The organism is Marinobacter sp. NFXS11 (assembly GCF_040148675.1).
Classification (GTDB): domain Bacteria; phylum Pseudomonadota; class Gammaproteobacteria; order Pseudomonadales; family Oleiphilaceae; genus Marinobacter.
The window spans coordinates 1082012-1096523 of the sequence record NZ_JAGDDV010000001.1 but is presented as its reverse complement, the minus strand read 5'-3'; the positions used below and the strand labels follow the sequence as shown (position 1 = coordinate 1096523).

Below are 14512 nucleotides of genomic sequence, written 5' to 3'. Positions count from 1 at the left end.
CGGGCCAACCGCCGCCTGTCCATTAGTCTAACACTTCAGATTTATTACAAACGGAAGACATGATGCGAGCAAGCCGCTACCTGATTGCCACCCAGAAAGAGACCCCCGCCGACGCCGAGATCATCAGCCATCAGTTGATGTTGCGTGCCGGTATGATCCGCAAACTGGCCGCCGGGCTATACACCTGGTTGCCGATGGGCCTGCGTACCCTGCGCAAGGTTGAGCGGATCGTTCGCGAAGAAATGGACAAAAGTGGCGCTCAAGAAGTGTTGATGCCGGCGGTCCAGCCGGCCGAACTCTGGGAGGAATCCGGACGCTGGACCCAGTACGGCGGCGAATTGCTGCGAATGAAAGACCGTCATGGCCGTGATTTCTGTTTCGGACCGACCCACGAAGAGGTCATTACCGACCTGATCCGGAATGAGATCAGCAGCTACAAGGAGTTGCCAGCCAACTTCTACCAGGTTCAGACCAAATTCCGGGACGAGCGTCGCCCCCGGTTTGGCGTGATGCGCGCCCGGGAATTCCTGATGAAGGACGCTTATTCCTTCCATCTGAACGCCGAGTCCCTGAACGAAACCTACGAATTGATGCACCGCACCTACTGCGCCATTTTCGACCGTTTCGGCCTGGATTACCGTGCGGTACAGGCGGACTCCGGCGCCATTGGTGGCAGCGCATCCCACGAGTTCCATGTGCTCGCATCTTCGGGTGAAGATGACATCGTGTTCAGCACCGGGAGCGATTACGCAGCCAACATCGAAAAAGCAGAGGCAGTAGCCCCGAGTGGCTCCCGCCCTGCCCCGGCCGAGGAAATCAAGGAAGTCGCCACACCGGACGAGAAAACCATCGACGCGGTATCACAACTGCTGGGCATTGACGCCACCCGCACGGTCAAAACCCTGCTGGTGAAGGCGGAACCCGACGAAGACGGCAGCTCCGGGCTGGTTGCACTGGTTCTGCGGGGCGATCACACCCTGAACGAGATCAAGGCCGAAAACCTGGCCGGCGTTGCCGAGCCTCTGACAATGGCCACCGATGAGGAAATCGAACAGGCTGTCGGCTGCAAGCCCGGATCTATCGGACCGGTAAACCTCAACGTGCCCGTCATTGTGGACCGCAGTGCCGCGCATCTGGCTGACTTTGTCTGCGGCGCCAACCGGGAAGGCTTCCACCTTACCGGCGTGAACTGGGAGAGAGACGCTGCGCTTGAACGGGTGGAAGACCTGCGCAACGTGGTTGAGGGCGACCCCAGCCCAGATGGCAAGGGCACTCTGGAGATCCGGCGCGGCATTGAAGTGGGCCACATCTTCAAACTTGGCAACAAGTACAGCACTGCCATGAACGCCACGGTTCTCGATGAAAACGGCAAAACCGTGATTATGGACATGGGCTGTTACGGCCTGGGTGTTTCCCGGGTTGTTGCCGCAGCCATTGAACAGAACCACGATGAAAACGGCATCATCTGGCCCGATGCCATTGCGCCTTTCCAGGTGGCCATTGTTACCCTGAACGCCCATAAGTCACCGACCGTTGCCGAGGCCGGCGAAAAGCTTTATGAACAGCTACGCCAGGCCGGTTACGATGTGCTTTTGGACGACCGCAAAGAGCGCCCGGGCGTGAAGTTTGCCGATATGGAATTGATAGGTATCCCGCACCGGTTCGTGGTTTCCGAGCGTGGTCTGGCAGCCGGAACCCTGGAGTACAAGGGCAGAAAGGATGCGGAAAAACAGGATGTCCCGGTGGCTGAAGCGCTGCCATTCCTGGTCAACGCATCGCCCCGAAAAGGGCTCTGATCGCTGTCCGCACACGCGGACAAGCCTCTGACGGCACTTGCATAAAGCAGTGCCGTCAGGGATTTTCCCTTCCCGAACCACCCACAATCCCTGGCTCCATTTCCAGGGTGACACCAAACCGGTCAACTACTGACTGACGAACTTCTCTGGCAAGCTCCAGTATGTCGGCACCTGTGCCGCCCGAGTGGTTAATCAGAACCAGCGCCTGTCGGTTATGCACGCCCACCCGGGCATTCCGGAAGCCTTTCCAGCCACTCCGATCGATCAGCCAGGCCGCTGCCAGTTTGACCCCCTGCTCCTGAGGATAAGCCACAATATCCGGGTGCCGCTCGCTGAGTGCCTCGAACGTTTCTCCGTCAACCACCGGGTTCTTGAAGAAACTTCCGGCGTTCGGAATCATATCCGGGTCCGGCAACTTTCGTCGGCGAATAGCCATTACGGCCTCTGCCACATGCAAGGGGTCGAGGGCTGTTTCCGCTGTATCACCGAGGTACTCCCGGAGATCCCGATATCCAAGCACCAGAGGACGTGAGCGGGACAGGCCCAAACGGATTTCGGTGATCACATAGCGGCCCGGCGTTTGCTTGAACAGGCTGTCGCGGTAGGAAAAACGGCACTGGGCGTTATTGACCACAACCAGCTCTCCCGAATTGCGATCCAGTGCGGTGACGGATTCCAGGCAATCGCCGAGCTCGACACCATAAGCACCAATATTCTGCACGGGTGCCGCACCGGCCGTCCCCGGAATAAGAGCCAGATTCTCGATACCGCGATAACCGGCTCGGGCAGCATACAGGACCGCCTCATGCCAGTTTTCACCCGCGCCAAGCACCAGGGTCGCCCTGTGGTCCTCGATGTGCTCCCAACGCCGGCCACGAATCGCCAGACGGACCACCAGCCCCGCGAAGTCACCCGCGAACACCAGGTTACTCCCGCAACCCAGAATCAGGACTTCCTGATCCTCCGACGAGGCCCAGCCGAGAGACCGGACCAGCTCATCTGCGGTGTGAACTTCGACATAAAAACGGGCTTTGGCCGGCACGTGCAGGGTATTCAGCGCCTCCAGCTCTATGTTTTCCCGAATTTCCGGCTGCTGACTCAAGCCAGACGCCCCCGGATGTCCGCCAGCAGGCCCTCGCCGGCTTCCTGAATCAGGTCAAGCACGGTTTCAAAACCTGCGTCACCACCGTAATAGGGGTCTGGCACCTCCTGATGGGCCGACTGACCGAACTCCAGAAACAGGGCTGGCCGGGTGCCGCCATTCTGATGCCATACGTCCTTGATGTCCGCCAGGTTCTGGCGGTCCATCACCAGCACGTAGTCAAAGGTGTCCAGATCCTCCGAGCTGAACTGGCGGGCCCGTAATCCACTGATGTCGATACCCCGCCGACGAGCAGCCTCCTGGGCGCGGGCGTCAGGACTCTTGCCAATGTGCCAATCACCGGTGCCGCAGGAATCGATGTGGACCTGCTCTGCAAGGCCCGCCTGCTCTACCAGTGAGCGAAACACACCTTCGGCACTGGGCGATCGACAGATGTTACCCAGGCACACGAAAAGAACGTTTACCGGTTCAGCCATTCTCGCTATTCCTCTTCTCCAGCCAGCCTCGGACCCTGTGCAAATCCGCTTCGGTATCAACGCCGCCCGGCGGGTTGACGGCAGCCACATCCACATGAATACGGGCACCATTATAGAGTGCCCTCAACTGTTCCAGAGATTCGGTTACCTCGGTTGGAGCAGGCGCCCAGCTGACAAACTCGGCCAGGACGGAAGCACGGTAACCGTAGATGCCGATATGTCGGAAATACCCGACATTATCCGGCAGGGAGGTGTCCAGCCCCGTCAGAGGTGTGCCCTCCCGCCACTGATCCCTGGCCCACGGGATCGGCGCACGACTGAAATAATGGGCGATCCCCCTGTGATCGAACACGACCTTGACCACATTGGGATTGAACACGTGCTCCGGATCGTGGATCCGCTCACACAGTGTGGCAATGGCGGCTTCCGGATAAAACTCCAGATTGTCGGCCACCTGGTTGATCAGTTCGGGCGGGATCAGGGGCTCGTCACCCTGCACATTAACGACCCGATGATCTGGCCCGAAACCCAGCACCCGTGCAACCTCCTCAAGACGGTCTGTGCCGCTGGCGTGATTGGGTGATGTCATGACCACTTCTGCACCAAAGCCTTCGCAAGCGGTCCGGATCCGATCATCGTCCGTGGCGACAACGACCCTGTCTGCCCGGCTTTCCGCGGCACGCTCACAGACATGCTGGATCATCGGCTTGCCGGCAATGTCTGCCAGAGGCTTGCCCGGAAGGCGGCTGGACGCATAGCGGGCCGGAATTACAACGGTAAAAGACATGTAGTAACCACCTGGCTGACTTGGGTTTAACGCTTGTGCAGACGCTCATCAGTAGAGAGCGTCCGGGCTTCGGTAGCCAACATCACAGGAATCCCCTCGCGGATCGGGAACGCCATGGCGTCCTGGTAACAGACCAGCTCGGTTCTGTCTTCGTTGAGTTTCAGGTCGCCCTTACACACCGGACAGGCCAACAGCGCCAACAGTTTTTTATCCATGTTGCTTACTCACTTGATATCAGGAAGTTAACGGCTCGGAACATTGGCGAACCCGGGCCAGAAACGCGTCCCGGAACGGTCCCGGCAATCTGGCCTCAACGGTGAGGCTCCAGGCATTATCGGGTGCAAATTCCCGGCATTTCACCGCGTCTTTTGCCGTCATGACTATCAACTCATCGGTATCACTGGTCAGATCCTCAGGGCGGAAACGATGGTGATCCGGAAAGGCCGCCTCGGTAACATCCGCGCCAAGGGTTCTGAGTGTATCGAAAAACCGGGACGGGTTTCCGATCCCGGCCACTGCCCTCACGGCCCTGCCCCTGAGATCGCCAACTGCTCTCGACTCCCCTGTTTTCAGGTGAACAAGGGTTGCGGGCTCAAGAACCATGGAAAATATGGCAGGGTGATCAACGCCAACAAAGCCTTCCATGGCCTGCTCTGAAAGCTCTTTGTCGTTTACGATAACAAAGTCCACAGAAGCCAGTCGCGAAACCGGCTCCCGAAGCGGGCCAACGGGGATCAAGGCGCCGTTACCGATGCCCCGTTGCCCATCAAATACCGACAATTCCAGGTCTCTGGGCAACTTGTAGTGTTGGAGGCCATCGTCACAAATCAGCACATCACCCAGGTTTTTCTCAAGAGCGTAATCGGCGCCCCGTCGGCGTCGGGGATCAACAACAACCGGGCACCCGGTGCTCAGGGCCAGCATGACCGGCTCGTCACCGGCTTCCGCAGGACTGGTCTCCGCCGCAACTTCCAGCGGGTACCGGCCAGCATCACCACCATAACCCCTGCTGAGAATAACCGGCCGCCAGCCATCGGATGCCAGTGCGGAAACCAGCCAGGCAGTGAGCGGCGATTTGCCGGTTCCACCGGCAGTGATGTTGCCAACCACAATGACCGGAACCGGGAGCGACGCATCCCTCGCATCCCAGGCGGCCCGACGGCGGGCTTCCGCGATGCTCCGGTACAGCCAGGACAGCGGTGCCAGAAAAGCCAGAGGGCGCTTCCTTCCATACCAGAGACGCTCAACCAGCGAACTCATGGCAGATTGCACCGCACTCATGACTGCTCGCTGAACTGCATCTGGTGCAACTGAGCGTAGGCGCCGCCAGCGGCAAGGAGTTCGTCGTGGCGGCCGGATTCGGCGATACGGCCATTGTCCATGACCAGGATTCGGTCCGCTTTCTCGATGGTGGACAGGCGATGCGCAATGACCAGCGTGGTGCGGCCCTGCATAACCGTTTCCAGCGCTTCCTGGATGTGGCGTTCAGATTCCGTATCCAGCGCTGATGTCGCCTCATCAAGGATCAGAATCGGGGCGTTCTTGAGTAGCGCCCGGGCGATGGCGAGCCGCTGTCGCTGCCCACCGGAAAGCATGACCCCGTTGTCACCGATCATGGTGTCCAGGCCTTCGGGCATACGATCAATAAATTCGAGCGCATGAGCCTTGGCCGCGGCCTCGCGGATGTCCTCCGGTGTGCAGTCTCTCAAGGAACCATAGGCGATATTGGCAGCGATGGTGTCGTTAAACAGGACAACGTTCTGGGTTACCAGAGCGATCTGTTTACGCAGGGCCTTGAGGGAGAAATCGCGCAACGAGTGCCCGTCGATTCGGATATCGCCGCCGGTGTACTCATAGAACCTCGGCAACAGGCTCACCAAGGTGGATTTACCGCTGCCGGAACGCCCAACCAGAGCCACACTTTGCCCGGCAGGAATGCTGAGGGATATGCCTTCCAGCACATTGTCCAACTGGTCGCGGTACCGAAACGCCACTTCGTCAAACTCGATGTCGCCTTCAACGCGATCCGGCGAATACGTACCCGGATCCTGCTCCGGCGATTCGTCGATGGTTTCGAACACATCGTAAGCGGCTGCAACGCCCTTCTGGATCTTGGCGTGAACAGAGGTGACCTGGCGGATGGGCTTGGCCATGGTCGTCGCTGCCGTAATGAACGCCACCAGCTGACCCGTGGTCATCTCACCGCGAATTTCCGGCGCCAGCATCATCCAGACGAGTCCGGCAATGGCGATGGCCACCAGCACCTGAATCACTGGAACGCTGATCGCCTGAGTCGACGCCATCTTCAGACTTTGCTTGAGGTTTTTATTATTAACCTCTTGAAAACGCTGGCGTTCGTAATCTTCACCACCGAACGTACGAACAACCCGGTAGCCGGTAATGGATTCGGAAGCCACGTGGGTAATATCACCCATGGAGCCCTGGATACGTTTGCTGATCTTACGGAAGCGCTTGCTGGCATAGCTTACAACCGCGGCAATAAGCGGCCCTACCGCCAGAAAGATCAGCGTGAGCTTCCAGTTGGTGTAGAACATGTAACCCAGCAGACCGATGATGGTCAGACCTTCGCGGAGCGTGATGGTCACGGCGTTGGTCGTCGCCTCCGCCACCTGCTCGACGTTAAAGGTAAGCTTGGACACCAGCCGTCCCGCCGCGTTGTCATCGAAATAGCGGGAGGGCAGTGTCATCAGTCGATCGAACACATCGTTACGAAGTGCATTGATGACCTGGCGACCGACATAGCTGATGAAGTACTGGCTAAGGAAGGTGCCCAGCCCACGGAATGCGAATACGCCAACAATAACCAGCGTCAGCATAAGACGATTCTGCTCGGTCGGGTTCTCTATCGCCGCAATGACGTATTCCATGGCTGCCGCCATACCGGTCGATGCAGCGGCATAGATAATGTTGCCGAGTACCGCAAGGGAGAAGGCCAGCATAAAAGGCTTAACATAAGCGAGAAGACGCTTGTAGGTATCCCAGCTGCCCGCCGGCAGGCCGGCCGCAGGGTCTGGTAAAGGCTCGGGTACCTTCACTGGCTCTCAGCCTCCCGCTCAGTGGTGATACTGAGCTTGGCGAACCCCAGGCGTCCGGCAACGTCCATGGCACGAACCACAAATTCATGGGGTGTGCGGGCGTCAGCGGTAATAATAAACGGAAGCGAGTTATTGCCTTCAGCCAGTTCTCGGACACCCCGTTCAAGGGTTTCCCGCCGATTATTGACCAATGTGCGGTCGTTCAGGATGTACTGCCCCTCGGCATTGATCACCACGTCGATCTGCTGCACTTCGGATGCCGGCGCAGGCTCGCCACTGGCTTCAGGCAATTCAACCTGCAGATGGCTCTCGCGGGTAAAGGTCGTGGAAACCATAAAGAAAATCAGCAGCAGAAACACCACGTCGATCAGCGGTGTCAGGTCTACCCCGACTTCCTGGCTCCTCTGGCGCTTGAACTTCACGGCGTTCAGGCTCCTTCCACGTCGATTTCGCGGTCTCCGTGCACTACCTCAACCAGCTTGATGGCTTCCTGCTCCATGCCGACGACCAGCTCATCCACTCTGCGAATAAAGTAGCGGTGGCAGATAAGTGCCGGGATGGCAACGCTCAGGCCAGCGGCTGTTGTGATCAGCGCTTCAGAGATACCACCGGCGAGGTTGCCGGCGTTGCCCACCCCGGCCAGCTGGATCTCGGCAAATACCTTGATCATGCCAATGACGGTACCAAGCAGCCCCAGCAGAGGGGTGATCGTCGCAACGGTGCCCAGCGGATTGAGGAAACGCTCCAGATCGTGGATGACCTGGCTCGCCTCGTGCTCGATGCTCTCTTTCATGATTTCGCGGCCATGCTTGGCGTTAAGCAGGCCACCGGCAAGAATCCGGCCCAGGGGTGATGACCCCTGCAGGGCTTTCAGTTTCCGGCCATTGAGTTCTTTCTTCTTGATCCAGCGCCATAACTCATTGATGGTCTGGGGGGGAGCGACCCTGGAGGCGCGAAGGGTCCAGAAACGCTCCAGAATGATGGCCAGCGCCAGAATGGAGCAGGCAACAATTGGCACCATCAGAATGCCACCGGCTTTCAACAGCTCGAACACGCTTGGTCTCCCTGATTGTTTGCAAGCCGCGCTACTTTAGCATAGCTACCGGTGGAGGCCACACCTGCAATGTCACGGTATTTTACATTGGTCACGGGCAAGCCCCGGACCACCGATCCAGAACGAGGAGCCATGCCGCATTTCCTTTAATACCAGCTTTTTATCGACAACGGTCATCTCCACGCTGCCTGAACATGCTGTGTTCAGCGGAATCGCTCCGACCCCGGCGTAGCGCGCGGCTACCGTCGGATGGGGATGACCGTACCGGTGGCGATAGCCAGCGGTATAGATGACCCGATCTGGCCTCAGCACGCGCACCCAGGGTTCGGAAGATGAGGTTTTGCTCCCGTGGTGGGGCGCAACGAGCACCCGGGTTGAAGGAGCCTGAACGTCCTCGCGGCCAGCCATATAGGCCAGATACTCTGCCTCCATGGGTTCGGTAATATCTCCCGGCAAAAGCCACTCAGTTCCGGAGTCAGGATGGTAGATACGCAACACACAGGAGGCGTCGTTTCCCTCTTCTGCGCCCTCACCCTGCCAGAACTCGAGGACCAATCCTCCCAGCCTTTCTTCAGCCTGCTTGCAGGCTTGCACGGACAGTTCGGCAACCTGCTGTCTGACCGCCGCGGGCTCGCCTGCAATCACACGGCCGATCCTGACGTTCCGGGAAAGTTCCGCGATGCCCCCGGCATGATCGCTGTCGGCGTGGCTGATCAAGAGAGTGTCAATACGCTTGATTCCCTCGGCCGCGAGATTGGGCAAAAGCGTGGATTCGACGGCCGAAAACACGCCCGGAACGGCGGGACCGGTATCGTAGACAAGAACCTCGCGCCCGTGCCGGACCAGAACCGAAAGACCCTGCCCAACATCCCATATCCTTATCACTGGCGCTGCCACGTACGAATTCCTTTCGGAAGAAGGGGCCGGGTACACCAGCCAGAACATCGCAGAAAGGACCGCCACAAGGCGGAACGTGGCGAACGGCAGACACAATACCGCGACGGTCACCAACGCCCAGCCAACAAGCTCCGGGACGCCGGCCGGGATGTCCGGCGCCTCCCACTGTGCAAGCCACATCAGCAATTGCCACAGAACCCCGAGCGTTAGATCGAATAATGGTATGAAGAGCTGGGCGGTGTCTGGAAATAAGGCGGCAAGCAACCCACCCGTGACAAGCACTGGCATAACCACAAGGGATACCCAGGGGATGGCGACCAGGTTGGCCAACAGCCCCACCAGGGGCTGACCCTGCCCCAGCATTTCGAGGATTGGCCATAATCCGCCAAAGACCGCGAGCTGCGCCAGGACGAGTCCTCTCAGCCACCCGGTTCCAGCCAGTCGCGACGAGAATACAGTGATCAGGGTGGAAACCGCAGCGAACGAAAGCCAGAATCCCTGGTCCAGGGGGGCGAAAGGGTCCAGCACAAGAACGGCAGCCAACGCGGCCAGGAAAACGTGCCAGACCGGGGCCTGACGACTCATCAATACCAGCCACCCACCGGCCACGACCATCACCAGAGCTCTTTGGGTTGGAACGGTAAACCCCGCCGCCAGTGCATAAACCAGACAGCAGAAGATAACTGCCAGGAAAGCTGACCAACGCCTGGAGCTATCGCTGACTATTTGTGCCGGAACAGTCAGCAACAGTCGCCGGCACAGAAACCCTGCCCCCAGGGCGATAAGGCCCAGGTGCAGGCCCGATATGGCAACCAGGTGAATGGTGCCGGTCGCCTTGAGCACATCCCAGTGTTTCTGTTCCATGTGGCCGCGATGACCTATGAGCAACGAAGAAACCAGCGGAAAATGACGGGCAGCGCCAAATTGCCCGATGGTCCATTGGTGGAGCAAACGATGCAGCTTCCGGTACTGGCAATGGACGAAACACCCGACATCCCGGTCAACCTCCACGCTGCGGACGCTGCCCGTGGCCCGGTAACCTTTGCGAAACAGCCAGTCCTCGTAGCGAAAGCCGGCGGGGTTAAGGGTGCCGTGGGGGCGCTTGAGTACAACTTCCAGCCGCAAACGGTGACTTGGGAGCCGGTCTATTCCGTGACCGTACCAGGCTAACCTCAGCAGAGCCGGCATCCTTGCTTCCTCTCCGGTCGGGATGGGAAGGTTGTGCCACTGGGTGACACAGAAACTGAAACGTAAACTGTTGAAGCTTCCGGGCGAAGGAATGTCACACACGTATCCTGAGACAGAGAGACGCTCGCGTTCCAGGCTTGCCGGCAGAACCGATGAAAGCCGGTCACTGGCATGCCACGACGCCCAGGAGAGTCCGACGGTGAGGCCAAGCGCAGATACGAATGCGGAGCTGGCAGAGGTCGGTGAATGGCAGATCCGGCCGAACGCCAGCAGTGGTATCACGGCGATCAAGCACGCGGGAGGTGGCAGTATCGACAACCAATACAGTAAGATAACGCCACAAGAGAAGGCGATAACGCCCAGCGCTGCGGAACCGGAGTTGCCCGAAGGGCCCACCGGTCTGTTGATACTTCCGGACAATCCTTGTCCTCCTGTATGTCACAAACACCGGCAACATCCGATGAGCCGGTCTACTAACTCCGTCTAAAGGCAGAACTTCCAATGCCAAAGAAGTTCATGAAACGCTATCTGCCCTCACCAGAGAAGGTGCAAGCGATGCAGTCGCTGAGCTTTCTGGGCGATATCCTTCATGAACCGAACCTGTGGCACATCAACCGTCACAGTGTTGCGCGGGCCTTTCTCGTCGGCATCTGGTTCTGCTTTATTCCCATGCCGTTCCAGATGCTCGCGGCGGCCTTTTTTGCCATCTGGTTCAATGCCAACCTGCCGCTTTCAGTGGTCCTGGTGTGGATCAGCAACCCTGTAACCATGCCGCCGATGTTCTATTTCAACTACAAGATTGGCGCCTGGGCTCTGGATCGCCCTGTGCTCAGTTTTGATTTCGAGCTGTCGTGGTCCTGGATCAGCGAGCGGCTGCTGGATATCGGCATTCCCCTCTATCTCGGTTCCCTGGTGGTCGCAACGGTTTCAGCTTGCGTGGCCTACCTGATTATCCAGTATCTGTGGCGCCGAAAAATTCGCTCTGACTGGCAGGTGCGACGCACCGCAAGACTCAGACGCCGTCGTGGGGCTGATCAGGCTTCCTGAATCAGGCGACCCTGCTCAAGCCGCATAACCCGCCCCAGGCTTCTGGCCATTTTCATGTCATGGGTGACCATGACAAAGGCAATGCCCAGCTGATCCCTCAATGACTCGATCAGCGCCTGCACCCCTTCTCCGGTATGTTCATCCAGGTTTCCCGTCGGTTCATCCATCAGAACACAGTCCGGCTCATTGACCAGTGCCCGGGCAATGGCCACCCGCTGGCGCTCGCCACCGGACAGCTCGCCGGGTTTGTGATCCAGACGTTCGGCAAGTCCGACCCGCTGCAGCAGGCTCGCTGCCTTGTCCCTCGACCTGGATACCGCCATACCGCCCAACGCACACGGCATCATCACGTTTTCCAGAGCGGTGAACTCCGGCAACAGGTGATGAAACTGATAGACAAACCCGAGATGGGCATTCCGGAACCGGGCGCGCCGTCCCTCGGAAAGCCGGTGAATGTCTTCGCCACAAATGGAAATCTGGCCGGAAGATGGCTTGTCGAGCCCGCCCAACAAGTTGAGCAACGTGGTTTTTCCGGCACCGCTGCTTCCCACAATGGCAACGGTTTCTCCCTGTGCAACTTCGAGCGAGATGTCCGAAAAAATGGTGAGTTTGCCCAGGCCCTCGTTATAGGTCCGGGTTACCTGACGGCAGTCTATTACCAGGGCGGAGTGTGCCATTGCGGATTGTTCCTTACTCATAACGAAGCGCCTCCGCCGGATCCACTCTGGAAGCCCGCCAGGCCGGATAAATGGTTGCCAACAGACTCATGGCGAGGCCGGCGCCACTGATGATAAAAACGTCCTGCCATTGCAGCTGGGAGGGCAGATAGCTGATGAAGTACACGTCTGCGCTCAGGAACTGGTGGCCAAGCGCTCCCTCCAGCCAGGAAATAAAGGCGCTGATGTTGAGCGCCCCGAAAACGCCCAGCGCCGTGCCGACAATGGTTCCGAAAATACCGATGACCGCCCCCTGAACAATAAAAATCCGCATGATGCGGCCCGGCGTTGCCCCCATGGTCCTGAGGATCGCGATGTCACCGGTTTTATCGGTAACCACCATCACCAGCGTGGACACGATATTGAAGGCGGCGACGGCCACGATAAACATCAGTAGCAGGCCAATCATGGTTTTTTCCATGCGAATAGCCTGGAACAGGTTGCCGTGGGTACGGGTCCAGTCGGATACGTAATACCGGCCGCCCAGGGACTCAGCAGCCTGCTGCGACACCTTGGGCGCGGCAAAGAGGTCATCTACCAGCAGGCGAATACCCTCGGCTTTGCCCCCGGTCCGCATGAGCTTGGCGGCATCATCCATGTGAATCAGGGTGTAATTGCCATCCAGTTCTGCCCCGACGCTGAAGATGCCCTTGACCGTGAACCGTTTGAGCCTGGGCAGGACCCCAGCCGGCGTAACCGAGGCTTCCGGCAGGACCACGGTTACCTTGTCACCGATCTCAAGACGCAGGCTGGCGGCCATCAACCGACCGATGATGATACCGAATTCGCCCGAAACGAGATCGTTGAGACTCCCTTCGACCATGTGGTTTTCAATGATGGAGACCGTGCGCTCCTCGTCCGGGAGAATGCCGTTGAGCACGACCCCACGAACATTTCCGCCGCCGGTAACCATACCCTGCCCCTGTATAAAAGGCGCAGCAGCCAACACGCGAGGATGTTGCTGCACCCTCGCGTCGATTGATTGCCAGTCGTCAAGCGGCCCGGCTCCCTGAATAGTAGCGTGGGGCACCATACCGAGAATTCGCTGCTTGAGCTCCCGATCGAATCCGTTCATCACCGACAGCACGATGATCAGAACCGCAACCCCCAGCATCAGCCCGATCATGGAGGTAAGGGAAATAAAGGAAATGAAGTGATTGCGGCGTTTGGCGGCCGTGTAACGCAAGCCAATATAGAGTGATAAGGGTCTGAACATTGAGAGGTGCCTGTTGCTACCTTCGGGTCTGTCGTGGTCTGGTTTTCCCGGGTACCTTCCAGCACGACGGGAAACTGCTAAACTGTTCTGTACCAAATAAAAATTCAGCCTTCCGGAGCCGCGATGCAGTCGTCCGACATCCCCAACGAACCGGTGGACTATTCACCCGAACGGCGGGACTTTTTCCGCATTGAAGACCGCATCGGCCTGGAGATCCGCAAGCTGGCGCCTGGCACCGCACTGGAAGAAGATGCCTTCGACGGCGACCATCTTGAGAGCCTGAAAGCTGAATTCAGGCGGCTGGATCAGGACGTAAAATCCCAGCTTGCCAGCCTTGCCGAAAAAGACCGGCTGCTTACCGGACTGATCAAATCCCTGAACGGCAAGCTGGACACGCTTGCGCGCATTATGGCCTTTGAGCAAAATCCGTTGCAACCTGAGGAATGGCAGGAAGTAACCCTGAGCGAGGGTGGGCTGTCGTTCTCAAGCAGCACCCCTGCCTGGCAGCCGGGAGACCGGCTCGCTGTTCGAATGACCCTCCCACCCGAACTTTTCCAGCCCCGCGCAATTGCCCAAGTTATCGAGGTACACCCCGATTCGTCAGGCGGAGCAAGGGTCCACACGGAATTCGCCCGGATTGATGACAGCGATCGCCAGCAAATCGCACGACATGTGATGCGGTGGCAGATTCGACAGCGTCAAAAGGAGTAGACTGGGGAAAAACGAGTGACTTTTGCTAATCTTTTTCGGATATTACGCTTTATCCATGTCCTCCCGAGGACATCAGTTTTCATGGAGACCCATCAATGAGAAAACAATCTACCCTGTTCGGCGCACTGGCAGTGACTGCCACACTAGCCCTTTTCCCGATGATGTCCGCGGTAGCTGAAGAGGTCCGCGTGCCAGTCGGCACCCAGGCCGATCGTGACCAGGCCAGTTTCCCCGGCTCCGGCATGAGCCAGTCATCAGTGCGCGCGTCCTGGGGAGCACCCGTGGAAATTGAGGGTCCCGTGGGCCAGCCACCGATCACCCAGTGGCACTATCAGGGCTTTATCGTGTATTTCGAAGGCGACCGGGTTATCCACACCGTTCTCAAGCCGAATCGCTGAAGGCCCGAGGGGCCTTTCCAGGCTGGAAATTCCCTTCCCATGTCCTGACGTTCAACCAATCGTTGGTT

15 protein-coding genes are annotated in these 14512 nt (G+C 58.5%); 4 read left to right on the top strand and 11 right to left on the bottom strand.

What is annotated here, in order from left to right:
* Window positions 1-62 precede the first annotated feature (62 nt).
* On the top strand, window positions 63-1796 hold the full coding sequence (locus tag J3362_RS05160; RefSeq protein WP_349519251.1) for a proline--tRNA ligase: 1734 nt from the start codon (window positions 63-65) through the stop codon (window positions 1794-1796).
* A 55-nt stretch (window positions 1797-1851) separates the two neighbouring features.
* On the opposite strand, the gene murB is transcribed toward J3362_RS05160, so the two are convergent.
* The 9 genes from murB to J3362_RS05115 all read right to left on the bottom strand — a co-directional run bounded on the left by murB (window position 1852) and on the right by J3362_RS05115 (window position 10776).
* Complete coding sequence (gene murB / locus J3362_RS05155) at window positions 1852-2898, bottom strand: UDP-N-acetylmuramate dehydrogenase (RefSeq protein ID WP_349518415.1); 1047 nt, start codon at window positions 2896-2898, stop codon at window positions 1852-1854.
* Window positions 2895-3374, bottom strand: a complete 480-nt coding sequence (locus tag J3362_RS05150) for a low molecular weight protein-tyrosine-phosphatase (protein WP_349518414.1) — start codon at window positions 3372-3374, stop codon at window positions 2895-2897. The genes murB and J3362_RS05150 overlap by 4 nt, the downstream gene beginning before the upstream one ends.
* The gene (gene kdsB, locus J3362_RS05145; protein ID WP_349518413.1) at window positions 3367-4161 is read right to left on the bottom strand and encodes a 3-deoxy-manno-octulosonate cytidylyltransferase; all 795 of its coding nucleotides are present in this window, start codon (window positions 4159-4161) and stop codon (window positions 3367-3369) included. Before kdsB ends, J3362_RS05150 begins: the two co-directional genes overlap by 8 nt.
* A 26-nt stretch (window positions 4162-4187) precedes the next feature.
* Window positions 4188-4376, bottom strand: a complete 189-nt coding sequence (locus tag J3362_RS05140) for a Trm112 family protein (protein WP_008169170.1) — start codon at window positions 4374-4376, stop codon at window positions 4188-4190.
* Between the two features lie 19 nt (window positions 4377-4395).
* On the bottom strand, window positions 4396-5442 hold the full coding sequence (gene lpxK, locus J3362_RS05135; RefSeq protein ID WP_349518412.1) for a tetraacyldisaccharide 4'-kinase: 1047 nt from the start codon (window positions 5440-5442) through the stop codon (window positions 4396-4398).
* Window positions 5439-7217 (bottom strand): lipid A export permease/ATP-binding protein MsbA, encoded by a 1779-nt coding sequence (gene msbA / locus J3362_RS05130; protein ID WP_349518411.1) that lies wholly within the window; start codon window positions 7215-7217, stop codon window positions 5439-5441. Before msbA ends, lpxK begins: the two co-directional genes overlap by 4 nt.
* On the bottom strand, window positions 7214-7639 hold the full coding sequence (locus J3362_RS05125) for an ExbD/TolR family protein (protein WP_014577411.1): 426 nt from the start codon (window positions 7637-7639) through the stop codon (window positions 7214-7216). The genes msbA and J3362_RS05125 overlap by 4 nt, the downstream gene beginning before the upstream one ends.
* Window positions 7640-7644: 5 nt before the next feature.
* Window positions 7645-8271 carry a flagellar polar localization protein PocA gene (gene pocA / locus J3362_RS05120; RefSeq protein WP_008169179.1) on the bottom strand — a complete coding sequence of 209 codons (627 nt, stop codon included), beginning with the start codon at window positions 8269-8271 and terminating at the stop codon, window positions 7645-7647.
* A 72-nt stretch (window positions 8272-8343) separates the two neighbouring features.
* On the bottom strand, window positions 8344-10776 hold the full coding sequence (locus J3362_RS05115; protein ID WP_349518410.1) for a DNA internalization-related competence protein ComEC/Rec2: 2433 nt from the start codon (window positions 10774-10776) through the stop codon (window positions 8344-8346).
* A gap of 81 nt (window positions 10777-10857) precedes the next feature.
* Here J3362_RS05115 and J3362_RS05110 point away from each other — a divergent pair, with 81 nt between their 5' ends.
* The gene (locus J3362_RS05110) at window positions 10858-11403 is read left to right on the top strand and encodes a DUF2062 domain-containing protein (RefSeq protein ID WP_349518409.1); all 546 of its coding nucleotides are present in this window, start codon (window positions 10858-10860) and stop codon (window positions 11401-11403) included.
* On the opposite strand, the gene J3362_RS05105 is transcribed toward J3362_RS05110, so the two are convergent.
* Complete coding sequence (locus tag J3362_RS05105) at window positions 11391-12080, bottom strand: ABC transporter ATP-binding protein (protein WP_014577413.1); 690 nt, start codon at window positions 12078-12080, stop codon at window positions 11391-11393. The genes J3362_RS05110 and J3362_RS05105 overlap by 13 nt on opposite strands.
* 13 nt (window positions 12081-12093) lie before the next feature.
* The gene (locus tag J3362_RS05100) at window positions 12094-13335 is read right to left on the bottom strand and encodes a lipoprotein-releasing ABC transporter permease subunit (protein WP_349518408.1); all 1242 of its coding nucleotides are present in this window, start codon (window positions 13333-13335) and stop codon (window positions 12094-12096) included.
* A gap of 123 nt (window positions 13336-13458) precedes the next feature.
* On the opposite strand from J3362_RS05100, the gene J3362_RS05095 reads away from it, so the two are divergent.
* On the top strand, window positions 13459-14046 hold the full coding sequence (locus J3362_RS05095; protein WP_349518407.1) for a PilZ domain-containing protein: 588 nt from the start codon (window positions 13459-13461) through the stop codon (window positions 14044-14046).
* 95 nt (window positions 14047-14141) lie between these two features.
* Complete coding sequence (locus J3362_RS05090) at window positions 14142-14444, top strand: hypothetical protein (protein WP_349518406.1); 303 nt, start codon at window positions 14142-14144, stop codon at window positions 14442-14444.
* Window positions 14445-14512 lie beyond the last annotated feature (68 nt).

Coding starts and splice junctions, on each gene's coding strand:
- J3362_RS05095 (WP_349518407.1), top strand. CDS start 13,459: ATGCAGTCGTCCGACATCCCCAACGAACCGGTGGACTATTCACCCGAA.
- J3362_RS05160 (WP_349519251.1), top strand. CDS start 63: ATGCGAGCAAGCCGCTACCTGATTGCCACCCAGAAAGAGACCCCCGCC.
- J3362_RS05100 (WP_349518408.1), bottom strand. CDS start 13,335: ATGTTCAGACCCTTATCACTCTATATTGGCTTGCGTTACACGGCCGCC.
- lpxK (WP_349518412.1), bottom strand. CDS start 5,442: ATGAGTGCGGTGCAATCTGCCATGAGTTCGCTGGTTGAGCGTCTCTGG.
- J3362_RS05105 (WP_014577413.1), bottom strand. CDS start 12,080: ATGGCACACTCCGCCCTGGTAATAGACTGCCGTCAGGTAACCCGGACC.
- kdsB (WP_349518413.1), bottom strand. CDS start 4,161: ATGTCTTTTACCGTTGTAATTCCGGCCCGCTATGCGTCCAGCCGCCTT.
- J3362_RS05090 (WP_349518406.1), top strand. CDS start 14,142: ATGAGAAAACAATCTACCCTGTTCGGCGCACTGGCAGTGACTGCCACA.
- J3362_RS05110 (WP_349518409.1), top strand. CDS start 10,858: ATGCCAAAGAAGTTCATGAAACGCTATCTGCCCTCACCAGAGAAGGTG.
- J3362_RS05140 (WP_008169170.1), bottom strand. CDS start 4,376: ATGGATAAAAAACTGTTGGCGCTGTTGGCCTGTCCGGTGTGTAAGGGC.
- J3362_RS05150 (WP_349518414.1), bottom strand. CDS start 3,374: ATGGCTGAACCGGTAAACGTTCTTTTCGTGTGCCTGGGTAACATCTGT.